The organism is Bacteroidales bacterium (genome assembly GCA_035299085.1).
Lineage (GTDB): Bacteria > Bacteroidota > Bacteroidia > Bacteroidales > UBA10428 > UBA5072.
The window spans coordinates 132,830-148,679 of the sequence record DATGXG010000057.1; the positions used below are offsets into that span (position 1 = coordinate 132,830).

Annotated in this window: 15 protein-coding genes; 9 read left to right on the forward strand and 6 right to left on the reverse strand. The window is 42.7% G+C overall.

Features of this window, described 5'->3' with window-relative positions:
* The first annotated feature begins 8 nt into the window (after nt 1-8).
* Entirely contained in the window at nt 9-3,242 is a 3,234-nt protein-coding gene (locus VK179_19375) for an FG-GAP-like repeat-containing protein (GenBank protein ID HLO60921.1), read from the forward strand.
* A gap of 49 nt (nt 3,243-3,291) precedes the next feature.
* Here the strand turns inward: VK179_19375 and VK179_19380 are convergent, their stop codons facing one another.
* From VK179_19380 to VK179_19390, 3 genes are read right to left on the reverse strand one after another with little or no spacing between them, the layout of a single operon-like run.
* Nucleotides 3,292-4,791 carry a Gfo/Idh/MocA family oxidoreductase gene (locus VK179_19380; GenBank protein ID HLO60922.1) on the reverse strand — a complete coding sequence of 500 codons (1,500 nt, stop codon included), beginning with the start codon at nt 4,789-4,791 and terminating at the stop codon, nt 3,292-3,294.
* A gap of 3 nt (nt 4,792-4,794) precedes the next feature.
* Complete coding sequence (locus VK179_19385) at nt 4,795-5,517, reverse strand: DUF1080 domain-containing protein (GenBank protein ID HLO60923.1); 723 nt, start codon at nt 5,515-5,517, stop codon at nt 4,795-4,797.
* A 32-nt stretch (nt 5,518-5,549) separates the two neighbouring features.
* A complete protein-coding gene (locus tag VK179_19390; GenBank protein ID HLO60924.1) occupies nt 5,550-6,944 on the reverse strand; it encodes a Gfo/Idh/MocA family oxidoreductase in 1,395 nt (464 codons plus the stop codon).
* A gap of 126 nt (nt 6,945-7,070) precedes the next feature.
* Here VK179_19390 and rmuC point away from each other — a divergent pair, with 126 nt between their 5' ends.
* The 6 genes from rmuC (at nt 7,071) to VK179_19420 (ending at nt 13,898) form a co-directional block, all read left to right on the forward strand.
* Entirely contained in the window at nt 7,071-8,429 is a 1,359-nt protein-coding gene (gene rmuC / locus VK179_19395) for a DNA recombination protein RmuC (GenBank protein ID HLO60925.1), read from the forward strand.
* A gap of 30 nt (nt 8,430-8,459) precedes the next feature.
* Complete coding sequence (lpcA, locus tag VK179_19400) at nt 8,460-9,026, forward strand: D-sedoheptulose 7-phosphate isomerase (protein HLO60926.1); 567 nt, start codon at nt 8,460-8,462, stop codon at nt 9,024-9,026.
* 11 nt (nt 9,027-9,037) lie between these two features.
* Complete coding sequence (locus VK179_19405) at nt 9,038-10,483, forward strand: DUF5723 family protein (protein HLO60927.1); 1,446 nt, start codon at nt 9,038-9,040, stop codon at nt 10,481-10,483.
* Between the two features lie 121 nt (nt 10,484-10,604).
* Entirely contained in the window at nt 10,605-11,123 is a 519-nt protein-coding gene (locus tag VK179_19410) for a nuclear transport factor 2 family protein (GenBank protein HLO60928.1), read from the forward strand.
* 309 nt (nt 11,124-11,432) lie between these two features.
* The gene (locus tag VK179_19415; protein HLO60929.1) at nt 11,433-12,290 is read left to right on the forward strand and encodes a magnesium chelatase domain-containing protein; all 858 of its coding nucleotides are present in this window, start codon (nt 11,433-11,435) and stop codon (nt 12,288-12,290) included.
* Nucleotides 12,291-12,329: 39 nt separating this feature from the next.
* Nucleotides 12,330-13,898, forward strand: coding sequence for a recombinase family protein (locus VK179_19420; GenBank protein HLO60930.1), 1,569 nt, complete (start codon nt 12,330-12,332; stop codon nt 13,896-13,898).
* A gap of 62 nt (nt 13,899-13,960) precedes the next feature.
* Here VK179_19420 and VK179_19425 read toward each other — a convergent pair whose 3' ends face one another.
* Nucleotides 13,961-14,248, reverse strand: a complete 288-nt coding sequence (locus tag VK179_19425) for a hypothetical protein (protein HLO60931.1) — start codon at nt 14,246-14,248, stop codon at nt 13,961-13,963.
* Between the two features lie 240 nt (nt 14,249-14,488).
* Between VK179_19425 and VK179_19430 the strand changes: the two genes are divergently transcribed.
* Together VK179_19430 and VK179_19435 are read left to right on the forward strand one after the other, a co-directional pair.
* On the forward strand, nt 14,489-14,722 hold the full coding sequence (locus VK179_19430; protein HLO60932.1) for a DUF2188 domain-containing protein: 234 nt from the start codon (nt 14,489-14,491) through the stop codon (nt 14,720-14,722).
* Nucleotides 14,723-14,744: 22 nt separating this feature from the next.
* Nucleotides 14,745-14,942: a DUF2158 domain-containing protein gene (locus VK179_19435; GenBank protein ID HLO60933.1), complete on the forward strand. Its 198-nt coding sequence runs from the start codon at nt 14,745-14,747 to the stop codon at nt 14,940-14,942.
* A 53-nt stretch (nt 14,943-14,995) separates the two neighbouring features.
* On the opposite strand, the gene VK179_19440 is transcribed toward VK179_19435, so the two are convergent.
* Together VK179_19440 and VK179_19445 are read right to left on the reverse strand one after the other, a co-directional pair.
* Nucleotides 14,996-15,616 carry a hypothetical protein gene (locus VK179_19440; GenBank protein ID HLO60934.1) on the reverse strand — a complete coding sequence of 207 codons (621 nt, stop codon included), beginning with the start codon at nt 15,614-15,616 and terminating at the stop codon, nt 14,996-14,998.
* A gap of 2 nt (nt 15,617-15,618) precedes the next feature.
* Entirely contained in the window at nt 15,619-15,849 is a 231-nt protein-coding gene (locus VK179_19445; protein HLO60935.1) for a hypothetical protein, read from the reverse strand.
* Nucleotide 15,850: the final 1 nt, after the last annotated feature.

The window sequence follows — 15,850 nt, forward strand, 5'->3', positions numbered from 1 at the left end:
CTTTTGTTATGATACCTGGAAAAGCAACTTTGTCTTCAAAAGCCATTGCGGCTTTATTCATTTCTTTATCTTTTATTTCTTCTTCCAAAGCGCAAACTCTGCTTCAAACTTTCAGCGAACCTAACACTAATTGCGTAACGTCAGAGTTCGGAAGATCGGTAAGCATTGCCGGTGATGTGAATCATGACGGATATGACGATATGATTGTCGGTGCCCCAAATTATAATGGTCTAAGAGGTTGCGCTTACCTTTTTTACGGCGGAGAAAACGCCGATACAGTATATGATGTCCTTTTTATCGGACAAACCCATGATTCTCAATTTGGTTCTAAAGTTTCAGGAGCGGGAGACGTGAATAATGACGGCTACGATGACATAATGGTCTCCGCATATATGGAATCCGATATAAGTGGTGCTGTTTATATCTATTACGGTGGTAATCCGATGGATGCCAACCCGGATGTCATTATCAGGGGTAATCATATGATCGGTTTTACCGGATATTCGATAGCTGCGCTGGGTGATCTGAATAAAGACGGATTTGACGATATTATTGTGGGTGAAAAATCAGGGCAATATGATATATACGGGTTTGGAAAAGCCCAGGTTTTTTACGGTGGAAGTAACATGGACAACAGTCCCGATATAACTTTTTACGGCCAGGGAAATATAGAACTATTTGGAGGTAGTGTGGCATCTGCAGGAGATGTTAATAGTGATGGTTTCACTGACATAATAGTTGGGGCTATAGGTGAGGGCCTTCCTAAAGCTTATATTTATTTCGGAGGAGAAAATATGGACAATAAAGCCGATATAATAATTAACGGAGCCGAATGTATTAAAGGATTTGCAACATCTCTTTCCTCAGCCGGAGATGTGAACCATGACGGATATGATGACATAATAATTGGTTACTATATTGGTACGAAAGATATAAAAGGAAAGGCATACATTTATTTTGGGGGTGATAGTATGGACAACACTCCTGATATAACCTTAACCTCTCCTGTGTCTTCTAGTTCGTTTGGTTTTGATGTTGCCGGTGGTACAGATCTTGACAAGGATGGCTATGACGATGTTATCGTAGGGTGTTTTTATTATCCATACTATTCAACCTCCAAAAGTTATGTATATGTTTATAAAGGAGGGGCAGAAATGGACTCTGAACCCGATTTAATTCTTGAGAATCAAAAAGGTTTTGAGGATTTCGGTTTTTCGGTATCCATGAGCGGCGATGTGAATAACGACGGAACCAATGACATATTGGTTGGATCGAGATTTGGCTATATAAATGGATCCGGTGCATTTTTATATTTTGCAGGCAGCGAATTGGATAGTATTTCTGATTACACTTTTAGGGATGCCCCGGGAGGCAATTACTCCGGTTATGTAGTTTCTCCTGCCGGCGATATGAATGGTGACGGGTATGATGATTTTTTGATGTCAGCCCAATACTACAACAACTCAAAAGGCAGGGTCTATTTGTACTTGGGAGGTAATGAGATCGATAACCAGGCCGATGTTTTGTTTAATGCGCCGGTTTCCGTTTCAAATTTTGGAAATTCTGTTTCGGCTGCCGGTGACTGTAACCAGGATGGTTTTGATGATATAATCATTTGTGGGTCAAAAGCATCCTATATTTATTTCGGTGGAAATATAATAGACAATACTCCTGATGTTGTTTTACCAGGAACATACCAGTACAAAAGTGTTATTTCAGCCGGCGATTTTAACCATGATGGTTTTGATGATGTCATTGTTGGGTTGAATAATAATACAACAAGTGGGGGCGATTGTAAAGTTTATTATGGAGGCAGCCCAATGGATAATGCGGCCGATTTGACATTGAGCGGAAATTATACTCACACAGATGGTAAATCGGTTTCTTCAGGCGATATTAATCATGACGGCTATTCAGATCTTATTATTACTACTGAAATTTTTATTAATCAGAATAAAGCCGATCAAATTTTGGTCTTTCTGGGAGGAGATGAGCCTGACGGCATACCGGATTTTGCACTTCAAACTGGCAGCCCTACTACGGAATTCAAAACCAATAGTATGGCCATTGTTGATTTTAATCATGATGGTTTTGATGATATCCTTGTGGGTGCTCCTTTAAGTGCAAATGGAACAGGCAAAGCTTATCTTTTCTTTGGTGGTGATGTAATAAGCACTTCGCCTGATTTAGTATTTGAAGGGAAAGGTGAGGGCGATAATTTCGGAATGTCAGTTAGTTCCACCGGAGATTTAAACAATGACGGCATTGATGATATAATAATTGGTGGCGCTTACATTGATTCTTATAAAGGAAGCGCTTACATTTATTTCGGAGGCGTTCAACCGGATACTACGGCTGATATTGAATTAAAAGGTGAAGATTTTCTTACCGACTTCGGTTACTCAGTTTGTTCGCCGGGCGATATGAATTTTGACGGCTATCCTGAAATTGCAGTTGGTTCACCACGAAGATTATCCAATGGAGTCACATACCTTTATGATTTCCATACAGCCAAAAAGGAACAGGTAATATCTTTTGATGCTCCGGAAACCTTAACTTACGGTAAAACACCCTTTGCTTTAACCGCCTCCTCTAATTCAGGATTGCCTGTTATATATACCGTTTCCGATAATGCTTCGGCCCTTATTAATGATAATACGATTACAATTCTTGGAGCCGGACCTCTTACCATTACAGCCCATCAGCCGGGTAACCTGGTGTATAACCCCGCTCCTGATATATCCAGGAACCTTGAAATTTCCAAGGCGGACCTTGAAATTTCAGCAAAGGATACAAGTAAAACAGAGGGCTCTGTGAATCCTCAACTTTTGATGATTTATAATGGTTTTGTAAATAGTGACAATGCTGATGACATTGATGTACTTCCGGCCATTACCACAGAAGCAACAACCGGCAGTCCTGTCGGAACATATCCTATCACATTGACAGGCGGTACTGATAATAACTACAACCTTGTTTTGATTGACGGAACATTAACCGTTAAGGAGTTTACAGGTATTGACCGAATAGAAATGGATGGCATGCTTTATCCAAATCCTGCTCACCGGTACGTAATTATTCCGGCTGATAATTCCGATTGTGAATTTTCGATTTACAACATTATGGGTAAAATTGTACTGAAGCAAACTTTAAAAGAAAACAGGATTGATATTTCAGGTTTGGATGCAGGATGCTATTTATTGGAAATAAGTGGCAGGAGGTATAAGTTTATAAAAGACTAATTTAAGAAGTATTAAAAAAGCGGAGGGTTGGCCTCCGCTTTTTGTTTACTTACAGTTTAATCGTTCCCCAGCCTTCCCTGTATTCGCGTTTGACAAACTGGTTGGCGGGTTCAAAGTTGGTGATCTTCATGTTCTCACCATCCCACTTGAATGATTTGTAGCGGGCGGGATATATGAATCCTTCCATTTCACCGTAAGTCGGGTCTTTTCTTGTAATCTTCTCACGGATATTGAAACTGCGAAGGATCAGGTTGCCCATCAGCACGGTTTCGGTAAGCGGACCGGCATAACCTACGAATGGTGAGTCAACCTCCATATTACCATAACCTGCAATGCAGGCATCAATCCACTGCCACCAGTGGCCATCCATATCGCCTTCCACACGGGGATATTTTTTAGGCACATTCACTTCCTTTGTTTTTTCAACCGGAAGCAGGATCGGGTTCCTTCCACCCCATCCGCATGCTGCCTTTCCCTTGGTACCTATGAACAACGTAGCACCTTCATAATCGTTAAGTCCCGGCCAGTCGCCCATTACATCATTCATATTAAGGCTCGGATCAATCTCATAGGGCCGTTCGGGCGTGATCCCGCCGTCCATCCAATACAGATCCAGGTCCTTACCGCTTTTCAATTTATACCTGAAACGTACCGAACTTGAAACAGGTCCGCTCTCAGGGTACTGTGCTTCGCTGAAAATGCCATCATACACCGTGCTGGCGCTGCAGGACACTTCGGTCGGGTAACCCAGTTCAAGCAGTTTGAAAGGAGGTCCCATGATATGACAACCCATATCGCCGAGCGCTCCCGTACCGAACTGCCACCATCCGCGCCAGTTAAAGGGCACAAGGTTGTCGATATAGTCGGTATACTGAGCTGTTCCCAGCCATAAATCCCATTTCAGTTCTTTTGGAACCGGCGGGCGGTCCTTCGGCCAGGGAATTCCCTGAGGCCATACGGGACGGTCGGTCCAGCAATACACCTTTTCAATTTCGCCAAGAATGCCAGCTTCGATCCATTCACGCAGGGTTCTCATGCCGTCGCATGAAGCGCCCTGGTCGCCCATCTGGGTTACCACTTTGTATTTCTCGGCAGCCTGAGTCAGAATGCGGGCCTCATAAATATCATGAGTCAGTGGTTTCTGCAGGTATAAGTGCTTTTTCAGCTGCATGGCGCTCAATCCCACAATCGCATGGTTATGGTCGGGGATAGCCACAGAAACCGCATCAAAGTGAGCACTTTCCTTATCGAACATTTCCCTCCAGTCGTGATAAAATTTGGCTTTCGGATATTCCTTAATCCTCGGGGCAGCCATCCTGTCGTCCACATCGCACAGGAAAGCGATTTCAGCGTTTTTCTTGGGAGCAATGTTGTAATGCCGGATATCGTCGGCACCTTCACCGCCGCAACCCACAGCAGCAATGAGCAGTTTATCACTTGGAGCAACATGGCCCAGTCCGCTTACTGTAAAGCTGGGCACGATTGTAAAAGCAGCGGTTGCTGAGGCCGCTGTTTTTACAAAATTACGTCTCGATATGTTTGTTTTCATATCTTATTTTTTTGGATTCTTCATAAGAGGCTTCCAGGCAATTTCCTTAAAGAAGACAACATCCTTCTCTCCGTGGTTCTGAATGCCAAAATAGCCGGAGTCAGGCCTTGGTCCGTGGAACGGTTCGAAATCGAATTTACGTTCGGGAACAGAATCACCTTCGGTAAAATCGGTTACCAGGCTGTCGTTAACCACTACGATTGTCCTTGGACCGTCGAGTGTGATCTCATAAGTATTCCATTCGGGACCGGGTTTACCGGGCCTTGATTTCGGCCATGTAAGAGAATACAAACCTCCTGTATAGTGGTAATAATCTTCTTGTGATAACTCAGGTTTATTATCAATCTGTACTTCATATCCATAATAAACAGGCATCCAGGCCTCATATGGTTTGATGGGAATCCTGATAAATACTCCTGAATTGCTGTTCTCATCGCGCATCCTGAAAACCACTTTTAATTTGCAGTTTCCGAATTTCTGGCCTTCCCAAAAAAGCAGACCCATCCCGCCTTTTGATTTGATCAGACCGTCTTCAACATAGTGTTCGCCATCTCCGACGTGCTTCCAGCCTGTGAGGTCCTTACCGTTGAACAGCTGGCGCCAGTTTGTATCCACATTGGCTGATACCGAATCAGTTTTAGCAGGAGTTTCAGCTTTTTTACCACATGAAGTGACCATGGCTGAAAGCAGGAACAGGCAGGCCGCATACAAAAAGAATTTTTTCATAGCTTTTTTATTATATCACGTTAGTTAATTGGTTAAACGATCTTCATATTTACAGGGTCCCAGTTGATCACCTTCTTCTGGAAATAGCTGTCGTTGCAGGCAAGTGTGGGAGCAGCAGCACGGAAGGCAAATTCCGGTCCTTCAACAACAGGTTTGTTTTCCCTCACTCCATCGAAGAAATTGACAAAATGCTCGTAATGTTCATCATAATTTTCAGGGGCTTCGTATTTCACACCCGGTACTTCCGGCTGAGCCTGATCCTGCTGTGACCATTTTTCATTGTATCTCTTCATCAGTTCGTCCTGCATTGCCTGCGGATAAGTATGAAGGGCGTCCCAGCCCCCGATACCCGGTGCTTTCGGCATAATGCTTTTTGTAAGCGCAAACCCGTTGTCGAGCATATCCATGACGCCTTCACTTCCGATGAAGCGTGTAACGCCTTTTTCGCCCTGGCCGCTTACAAAATTCACTCTCAGCATTACCTGGAATGCAGGATGTTCTTTTGTTTGCGGGTATTCCATAAGAGCGGTCATGATATCGGGTACATCCCTGCCGTCTTTCCAGTAGTTCAGCTGACCGTTTGCAAAAATCTTAACAGGTCCCATCGAATCGGTGATCAGGTGAATACCTGAAAGCAGGTGAACAAAAAGGTCGCCGGCCACGCCTGTTCCGAAATCCTTATAATTTCTCCACCAGAAGAATTTCTTGGGATCCCAGGGCATTTTTTCCACTCCGCGGATGTAGGCATCCCAATCTACAGTCTGGGGTGAACCATCGGTAGGCATTGTGTATTCCCATGCACCCAATGCGCTTTGCCTGTCGTAGAAAGCCTCTATACAGTTGAGCTGGCCAATGGCTCCGGCTTTATACTGCTTTTTACCTTCGGCCCATACGATGCTGCTAACACGCTGACTGCCCACCTGCATCGTTTTTCCTGATTTTTTCCAGGCTTCGATAACCGGTAAGCCTTCACTGATTTTCTGAACTACGGGTTTTTCGCAATAAACGGGTTTGCCGGCGTTCAATGCTTCGGTTGTAATACGGGCATGCCAGTTATCACTGGTTGCAATAATTATGGCGTCAATATCTTTGCGCGTGAGCAGTTCACGGTAATCTCGGGTTGTGAAAACGTCTTTTCCATATTGTTCCTTAGCCCTTTCGAGACGGCCGTTATATAAGTCACAGGCTGCAACAAGCTTAACGCCCGGTACTTTAATCGCTGAATCCGTGTCGGCATGACCCATGATTCCCATTCCAATCGTGGCAACCTGAATGTTGTCGTTTGATGAAATCCTTTTCCTGTAAGGGATAACCCTTTTCTCCATCCTGTTTTCACTTGCCAGTGAATTAATCGAGCCAGCTGCAAGTAATAATGAGGAACTTCCCAGCTGCCTGATGAATGTTCTGCGTGACGGTTTTACTTTCATAGAATTAGTTTGACGTTTAATTGTTATCTTTATAGAGTATTAAGACCTCTTAAATTTAATACAATCCGATTATTAAAACACCGGATATTTATCAATTTTAGAAGGTTCTGTTAACTGTTTTATAAAATGGAAATTTTTCTCATCGTTGTTATCCTGGTTTTGGCAATTGTTATTCTTTTTCTTCAGTTGGTTTATGGTCCCCGTACCATTGAAAAATCAATCACTTCACGGCTTGAAGAGCTTGAAAAGAGCAACAGCAATCTCGAAGCCGCACTGCGTGAAGAGGTAAGGGCAAACAGGCAGGAACTCACCGTAACCCTTACCACGTTTCAGACTTCTTTTCTTGAAGCCCTGAATTCAATTTCGAAAACACAACTTGATCAGCTTAAGCTCATTCATGATACAAACCGTTCCGAACTGGCGAGGAGCCTGCAAACTTTCCAGGAATCCTTCGACCGGAATGTGGCTTCCTTTAATAATCTTCAGAAAGAGAAGTTCAGTTCACTAGAAAGCAGGCAAAATGACCTGATCGCAGATACAGCAAAGAAGCTGGAGCAGATGCGGGAGACGGTAGATGAGAAACTGCAGAAGACACTCAATGAAAGGCTGGGACAATCGTTTGAACTGGTAAGCAAGCAGCTCGAAAGTGTGCAGAAAGGACTTGGCGAAATGCAGAATCTTGCCCAGGATGTGGGTGGACTTAAGAAAGTGCTCAGCAATGTGAAAATGCGGGGCGGTTTGGGCGAAGTGCAGCTTGAAATGCTGCTGGAGCAGATTCTTGCTCCGGAACAGTATGATTCGAATGTGAAAACAAAGGCCGGATCCTCTGACCTTGTTGAATTTGCCATTCGCCTGCCGGGCAAAGATGACGACAGGGGCGTGGTATACCTGCCGATTGATGCCAAATTCCCGCAGGATGCCTACCATCACCTTGTCGATATGTATGAACTGGGCGATCCGGAACTGATTGAAACGGCAAGCAAAACCCTAGACAATGCCATAAAACGAATGGCAAAGGATATACAGGAAAAATATATTGATCCTCCCAACACAACTGAATTTGGTATTATGTTTCTCCCTTTTGAAGGGTTGTATGCTGAAGTAATAAGGCGCACCAACCTTATGGAGCAGTTGCAGCGTGATTACAGGATTATGGTAACCGGGCCAACCACGCTGGCGGCCATACTCAACAGTCTGCAGATGGGATTCAAAACACTTGCCATTCAGAAAAGAAGCGGTGAAGTATGGAAGGTGCTGGGTGCCATTAAAACCGAATTTGAGAAATTCGGAGGTATGCTGGAAAAGGCACAGAAGAACCTGCACACGGCATCAAATCAGCTTGATGAACTCGTGGGAAAACGCACAAAAGCCATTCAGCGAAGACTCAGGGATGTTGAATCGTTGCCCCAGGCAGAAGCTACAGGCTTCCTGCCTCTGACCGATGCGGACCTGGAACCTGATGAAGAAGAGCATATCGAAAATTAAACAAGAACAACTTACAGGTGTTTTTAAACCATGAATGTGATTAAGAAAGAATTTCTTGAAGCCAAAACCATACTGGAATCATTCCTTGCCGAGGACTCGAATTTTGAAAAAATCGAATCTGCAGGCAGAATTATGGTGGATGCCCTGAAATCGGGAAAGAAACTTATTTCATGCGGAAACGGCGGGTCGATGAGTGATGCCATGCATTTCGCGGAAGAACTATCCGGGCAGTTCCGTGACAGGAGAAAGGCTCTTGCAGCCATTTCAATTTCGGACCCTTCACATTTAACCTGTGCCGGCAACGATTTTGGTTTTGAACATATCTTCTCCCGGTTTATTGAGGCCATGGGCTTTCAGGGCGACGTACTCCTTGCCATCAGCACCAGCGGAAACAGTGCAAACGTGGTGAATGCAGCGCTGACTGCCAAAGAGAAAGGCATGAAAGTTGTTGCGCTCACAGGTAAACAGGGTGGTAAACTGGCCGGCATTGCGGATGTTGAAGTCAGGGCACCCCAATCGACATACTCCGACAGAACACAAGAGATTCACATAAAAATTATTCATTCCCTGATTCACTATATTGAACTGAATATCTGAAACCGGGTGCTATGAAGGGGATTCAATTTATTTTCACCCTGATTCTGCATTTTATCTTTTTTATGGCATTAACCTTACCGGTTTCTGCGCAACAAAATAATACATTGTTTTTTATGCATAATTTGCCTGAGGCGAATTATGTAAACCCGGCAGTTCAGATTAACTGCGGCATATTCCTCGGATTACCCGTTGTTTCATCATTCCATTTCAATTATGCCAATAGCGGTTTTCCTGCAGGGAAAATAGTAACTATTTATACAGATAATACCTTTTCCCGCCGAACGGAAATGAGCACCAGCGGGATGATGCCTAAGAATTATCTGCTTACCGAATTACATTCCGTTCTATTGGCCGTCGGAGTGAAAAGAAACGACTTCTACTATTCTTTCACGATCACTGAAAAAAACAACGGTGAAATAATTTACACCCCTGATTTCATTGAATTTTTCCTGAGGGGCAGTCAGAATTTCGAAGGACAACAGATCCAGCTCGACGGATTGCGGTTCACAATGGATCATTTGCGCGAATATGCACTGGGGATTTCACATAAGTACAATACCAGGCTGACATTCGGGTTGAAATTCAAGGTACTTTTCGGCAAATTCAATTTCACAACAGGAAGCAGTAACCTGGGAATTTCGGTTGAACCCACAACCCGGAACCTGCTGTTCGATTTAGGAGCCGGTTACAACAGCTCTTTGCCTTATGGCCTTGTACAAACGGCGCCCGGTGTTTATGACTGGCAGGAAATATACCCGGAGTCATGGTTTAAACGCATGATGAATATGAATAATCCGGGCCTCGCACTCGATATGGGTTTTATTTACAAATATTCTGATGATTGGAGTTTTTCAGGAAGCTTATTGGATCTTGGTTTTTTGTGGTACAGATCAAACCTGAATACCTATTCGATTAACGGATCTGACCTGTATACCGGGCAATTCGGATTAAACAGATGGGATAACCGGTATTTCAGACCTATGTTCAATGAATGGAATACAAATATGAATGCCCGCCTAACAGCCGAAAGCTATACTTACTTTTTAAGACCCAGGCTATATTTGGGTGCGAGCCGCAAATTGAATGACAGGTACGATATAAATTTCCTGCTTTATAACCGGTTGTTGCCGTCGAAGCTTCAGACAGGAGCAACAGTTTCAGTACTGACAAGGGCTGATAAGGCATTCCGAACAAGTTTGAGCTGGTCGTATATGAATCACAGTCCCTTAAACCTGGGTTTGGGTTTTTCTTATGGCCGCAGGCCTGTGCAGATCTATTTTATAACCGACAACCTGGTTGGATTCATTGTGCCGTTAAGTGTAAAAAATATAAATGCCCGGTTCGGTCTCAATATTAACCTGGGGTGTAAAAACGACTTCGATATCAATGATTGCGGCTGCAGCTGGATGCGAAATGAGAGCAGCCGGAGGGAAAGGAAGAGGGAGATGAGGAAATAGTAGTCACCAGTCACCAGTCACCAGTCACCAATCACTTAAATCCCTATTGACTTTTATTTCAATAATTTGTAATTTGTGTTTGCTTTTCATTCATTCCATTCTTAACTAATCCTAAAAAACTATGAAAAAAACATTCCTTTTCCTGTTTGTGGCTGCTCTTGTATTGGGATCATGCCAGACCAAACCTGAAGTCAAACCGGTGGATACTGCCGCAGAAAAAGCAAAGCTGGATTCATTATTTACAATATTCAACAACTCATTCAACCAAAAGGATGTCACTACAATTGCCGGAAATTTGTCTGAAAACCTGGCTGCATGGGGTACGGATCCCTCAGAATTTTGGCCTAAGAAAAATTTAGTGGATGAATGGACTAAAATGTTTGCTGACACAGCTGTTCATATTAACTATACTGTTGAAAAACGTGAAATCAATGTAGCACCGGATGGAAACTCTGCAATGGTTGTTGAACAATACGTCATGCCATCAGTAAGCAAGAAATTATGGATACGAACCATTTATCATACTATTAAAGCGGACAATAAATGGATGATTGATTTCATCAGCTGGAATTTTCTTACGAAAAATGAAGATGTTGCAGTGGTTGATAAAGCGCTGGCAGTGCCGATGGCAAAGAAATAGAGCATAAAAAGATCGTCATTGCGAACCCCGGTTCCTCCGGGGTGAAGCAATCTGCCGGCACGGGCACACCATTACAAAGAGCGGAGATGTAAGTGTCTCCGCTTTTTTATTTTAATATTTTTGTCTTTAATAGTTCAAAACCGTAAATTTATCTCTTGTAAGCTCCTCAAGGTAATTAAGAATGTCATGCAGAGCGGAACTTGTCCGATGAAATCGGGAGTCGAAGCATAAGAAGTAGGTTGTTGAAATGGTGTTGAGTTAGGCAGAGAAGGAGCTATTCAAACGGCTAATCATAAAGCCACATATTACATGCTTGTAAAAACATACGGTGGAGCGGTGTATGGAGTTAATGCCGCGGTGATAACCATGGAAGTCAACATTATCCAGGGCGCCAGCTTCTTCCTTGTCGGGTTGCCTGACAGTGCCGTTAAGGAAAGCCAGTTCCGGATTGAATCCACCCTCAAATCATGCGAATTCCGTATGCCGGGCCGTAAGATCATTATCAATATGGCACCGGCCGATCTGAAGAAGGAAGGGTCTGCCTATGATCTTCCCCTCGCAATAGGCATTCTGGCTGCCAGCGAGCAAATTGAATGTCCCGACCTTGAAAAGTATATTATCATGGGTGAGCTGTCACTTGATGGCGGCATTAAACCTATTAAAGGAGTGTTGCCCATTGCCATTGAGGCCCGGCGCCAGGGTTATAAGGGATTCATTCTTCCGGCCCACAATGCCCGTGAAGCAGCTGTTGTAAATAACCTGGACGTCATAGGTGTGGAACATTTCAAACAGGCGGTTGAGTTTCTTACGGGGCAAACCGAGATTGAACCAACCGTAGTGGATACACGAAATGAATTCATCAACAATATCAACGATTACGATGAGGACTTCTTTGATGTAAAAGGCCAGGAAAATGTAAAGCGGGCACTTGAAATCGCTGCGGCCGGTTCGCATAATCTCCTGATGATCGGCCCTCCGGGCTCAGGAAAGACTATGCTGGCAAAACGGATTCCTACGATCCTGCCGCCTCTTTCACTTAACGAAGCCCTCGAAACGACGAAAATACATTCGGTGGCCGGCAAAATGGGAAAGGATGCTTCGCTGATGACGTGCAGGCCTTTCCGGTCGCCACACCACACAATTTCCGACGTAACATACTTAAATTAATTGGCGTATATTTGCATTGAATATCAATATTTCAATGCAATGAAAACAATCAATGTATGCATGTATACCAGGGTCAGCCGTGATATCATGGACTACAACCGGCAGATTTCGGACATCAAAGATCATTGTCAAAAGCACAATTACAATATTGTCAAGGAATTTAGCGAAAAAGAGACCGGACGCAATCGCGAAAGAAAGATGTTGACGGAGCTTCTGGAATACTGCAAAGAAAACAGGAATGACATATCCTTCGTGCTTGTTTCAGAACTATCCCGTTTGGGAAGGACGGGGCAGGTGATTTTCACCATAGAGACGCTCAATGAATACAAAATCGGGTTGATATCATTGAAGGAGACCCTGAAAACCCTCAACGACGACAGGACAGTCAATTATACAAGCGGGCTTGTGATGTCGATCCTTTCGAGCATCAATAGTTACGAACTTGAAACAACAAAGTACCGGAGTAAATCCGGACTGATGTACAGTGCAAAGCAGGGGAACTGGACAGGCGGCAAAATGCTGCCCTATGGTTATATGAGAGAACCTGACGGCAAAAAACTGGTCATTAACCCTGAAGAAAAACCGGTTATTGAAGATATTTTCAGATTGTATTGCGAAGGCAATGGCACTCAAAAAATTGCCGCCTATCTAAATGCAAAAAGCGTCCCGACCCGCACGGGAGTGAGGTGGCGTGACAAGGTTGTTTATGATATTATAATGAATCCGTTGTATTATGGTCAACGACTTTATTACAAGGATCGTAAAGAGAGCAAGAATAAAAACAAACCCGAACGCAAAGGGCAGTCGTTTTTCATTCCAGCACCCGCCATTATCAGCGAGGAAACATACAAACAAGCCAATAAGATAAGAGCAAGCAATTACAACAAGGCGGGTATAAATAGAACATACGATTACTTATTGGATGAAAGGCTCATCACGTGCGGGGTTTGCGGAAAATCCTATTTTGCACACCGGCGTGAGGATTTGCGAGACAATGCCTATAAATGCATCAGCATACGTTATCAGGAGAATTGCGGGAACACTTCAATAAACATCAACAAATTGGAATTCGCCGTTCAGTATGTCTTCCTGCGGGATATGTACAAACTCCTGAAATTCGACGAATCAAAAAATGACAAAAATTTATCAGATATTAAAACATTGAAAGCCGAATTGAAAAAGATTGAAAACAGGCGTAACAAACTGGTCGAATTATACACATTTGAAAAGATAGACATGCAACAGTTTGACAAGGATTCAGACGCCTTGAAAACGGAAGAAAACAGGATAAATCAATTGATCGCCGAGGCACAAAGCAAGATTGTAAACGTGAAAAGCATCAGTTTCGGGGCGTTGTATGAAATGAAGGATGGTAAATATGAAATCAATAAACCGGTTGTCTCAAAAGAACAGATTAGGCAGGTTGTTAAACAGATTGTAATAAATAAAGACCCGAAAATATTGACAACAAACCGGCAGGACAAAACCGTCAAAGTTGATATTATAAGCGTCACCAATCAGACGGTGACCATTTACTTGTCCCAACGTGCGGATTTTTTCCTGTACAATGGCAAGAAGGTGAAATATCCCGGTAAAAATGCGAAATAGATTAGTTCCAAAGGAGTTAATCAACAGGGGTGGCATCTATGTGCAACTCTTTTTTCATCTTGTTAAAATTCTTCGTCATTAGGATCGGTGATCAATCCCAACTCATCATTATATTCTGCAACTTCGGATACAACAAACTCCTGACCATCCTTGCATTTGACAATTTTGTAACCCTTCAGCACTGTGATAACAGGGCAGGGAACCAACAAATCCGAAACATATTCGGAATTCATTCCGCTGACTTTTAGGGAATCGCCTATTGTCAACACTTCAATGCAATGTCCGGACCCTGCTTCATAAACATAATAACGTTCAAGAATATCCGGCAGGTGGGTGTGATATTTTTTCATATTGCTTATTTTTATGCTGATACGCCAAAAAAAACGGCATTGTTACAACAAGTATTGACCGGCGTATCATGACTGTTGACAATGGATTTGAAAAATTTGCCTAACAGATTTGCTTAGACAATTTATGATGTCAATGTTGTTGAAAAAAAGTTGAAAAAATAGCAATGAATCTTTCGCTCATTATCGGTGGTTTTCACCACCTTAGATGGTTATTTTTACATATTTAAATTCAACAAAACTATGACCAGGAAAACATATCATGTAACAAAAACCGACACTGGCTGGCAAGGCAAGGCTGAAGGCGGTAAAAAGGCGTCCACCACAGGTGAGACCAAGCAGGAGGTTGTGAAAAGCACAACTGATTTGGCAAAAAAACAAGGCGATTCCTCTGTCGTAATACATAAGGAGAATGGCAGGATTCAGGAGGAGCGGACGTTTCCAAAGAAAAGCGATCCATTTCCTCCAAGGGGTTGATATTAATTAAATATTCATTATTATGTCACAGATATTCAAAAGCGGCGATGTTGTCAAGCTAAAGTCCGGTGGTCCGGATATGACAGTCGAAAATTATGTCACTGATGATAAGGTGACTTGTGTTTGGTTTGATTCAAAAAACAATTATAATGATGGAGATTTTCAACAGGATTTGTTGAAAAAAGTGGTTCCGAAAATTCCAAGGATGAGGGCACTTTAATTACAGTGGCATGTGTAAGGGTGGCGGGTTAATGAGCCACCCGTCTTTAGCTATTATGCTATAATATCTTCTTGCGGAACCCTGTTGTAATATTTGACGATTTTTTTTCTTAGCTCTTCACGTGTAGGAATTGTGAGTTGCAATATTTTCGGTATTTGAACAGGTCTGTTGAGCCTCTTTGAGTTTATTTGAACAATGCGTTTGAAGTTTATCATGTAATATCCTGTAGTCGCAATTACAGTGGATTTGTATTTTAGCTCATATTTCGGCAATAATTCATGTTCACTGTAGATATAGTTTTCAACGAAAGGATATTCCGGTTCTCTGGATAACTTTTCATCCCGTTCTTCAGGCTTCATTCTTGACCATGCCATTTCAGGCAACATGTACTTGGGAAGGGTGATTCTATTAATCCTTGTAAAGTCTTCCTTGAAATAAGGATTATCGAAAAACTTTGGCAGTATTTGTTCCAGTGGTGATAAAATCAACGCACCATCTTCGATGGAACAACATGGAGTTAAAACAACATAGAATTTTTTTGATGAAAAATTCAGGTTGAAATTATGAACGGTTTCGGGAAAATCGTCAATAGTAAATGAAATGAACGGAAAACCGGAAATGATGTCGCCAAATCTCAAATTACTGTCAATTTCATCATGGGATTGATAAAACATGACTATTTTTCCTTGTAATACTCTTCAATATCTTTGAATCCCTTGTTGCTGGATAATGAACCGGAATCAACAAATTGTTTGTTTACGGAAACCTCTGAAATACCTACAAATTGATTGTTTTCGTTAACCTGAACTTTAACCATAAACTGTCCCAAGGGGTAATTCAGTGACGAAATATTCTGATTTACAGAATGACTGCCTGTCTGGTCGAAATAATTGCGTTTGTTTTCCATA

Bases quoted from the DNA above. Each gene is read 5' to 3' on its own strand.
- VK179_19375 (HLO60921.1), top strand. From the start codon at position 9: ATGATACCTGGAAAAGCAACTTTGTCTTCAAAAGCCATTGCGGCTTTA.
- VK179_19380 (HLO60922.1), bottom strand. From the start codon at position 4,791: ATGAAAACAAACATATCGAGACGTAATTTTGTAAAAACAGCGGCCTCA.
- VK179_19385 (HLO60923.1), bottom strand. From the start codon at position 5,517: ATGAAAAAATTCTTTTTGTATGCGGCCTGCCTGTTCCTGCTTTCAGCC.
- VK179_19390 (HLO60924.1), bottom strand. From the start codon at position 6,944: ATGAAAGTAAAACCGTCACGCAGAACATTCATCAGGCAGCTGGGAAGT.
- rmuC (HLO60925.1), top strand. From the start codon at position 7,071: ATGGAAATTTTTCTCATCGTTGTTATCCTGGTTTTGGCAATTGTTATT.
- lpcA (HLO60926.1), top strand. From the start codon at position 8,460: ATGAATGTGATTAAGAAAGAATTTCTTGAAGCCAAAACCATACTGGAA.
- VK179_19405 (HLO60927.1), top strand. From the start codon at position 9,038: ATGAAGGGGATTCAATTTATTTTCACCCTGATTCTGCATTTTATCTTT.
- VK179_19410 (HLO60928.1), top strand. From the start codon at position 10,605: ATGAAAAAAACATTCCTTTTCCTGTTTGTGGCTGCTCTTGTATTGGGA.
- VK179_19415 (HLO60929.1), top strand. From the start codon at position 11,433: ATGCTTGTAAAAACATACGGTGGAGCGGTGTATGGAGTTAATGCCGCG.
- VK179_19420 (HLO60930.1), top strand. From the start codon at position 12,330: ATGAAAACAATCAATGTATGCATGTATACCAGGGTCAGCCGTGATATC.
- VK179_19425 (HLO60931.1), bottom strand. From the start codon at position 14,248: ATGAAAAAATATCACACCCACCTGCCGGATATTCTTGAACGTTATTAT.
- VK179_19430 (HLO60932.1), top strand. From the start codon at position 14,489: ATGACCAGGAAAACATATCATGTAACAAAAACCGACACTGGCTGGCAA.
- VK179_19435 (HLO60933.1), top strand. From the start codon at position 14,745: ATGTCACAGATATTCAAAAGCGGCGATGTTGTCAAGCTAAAGTCCGGT.
- VK179_19440 (HLO60934.1), bottom strand. From the start codon at position 15,616: ATGTTTTATCAATCCCATGATGAAATTGACAGTAATTTGAGATTTGGC.
- VK179_19445 (HLO60935.1), bottom strand. From the start codon at position 15,849: ATGGAAAACAAACGCAATTATTTCGACCAGACAGGCAGTCATTCTGTA.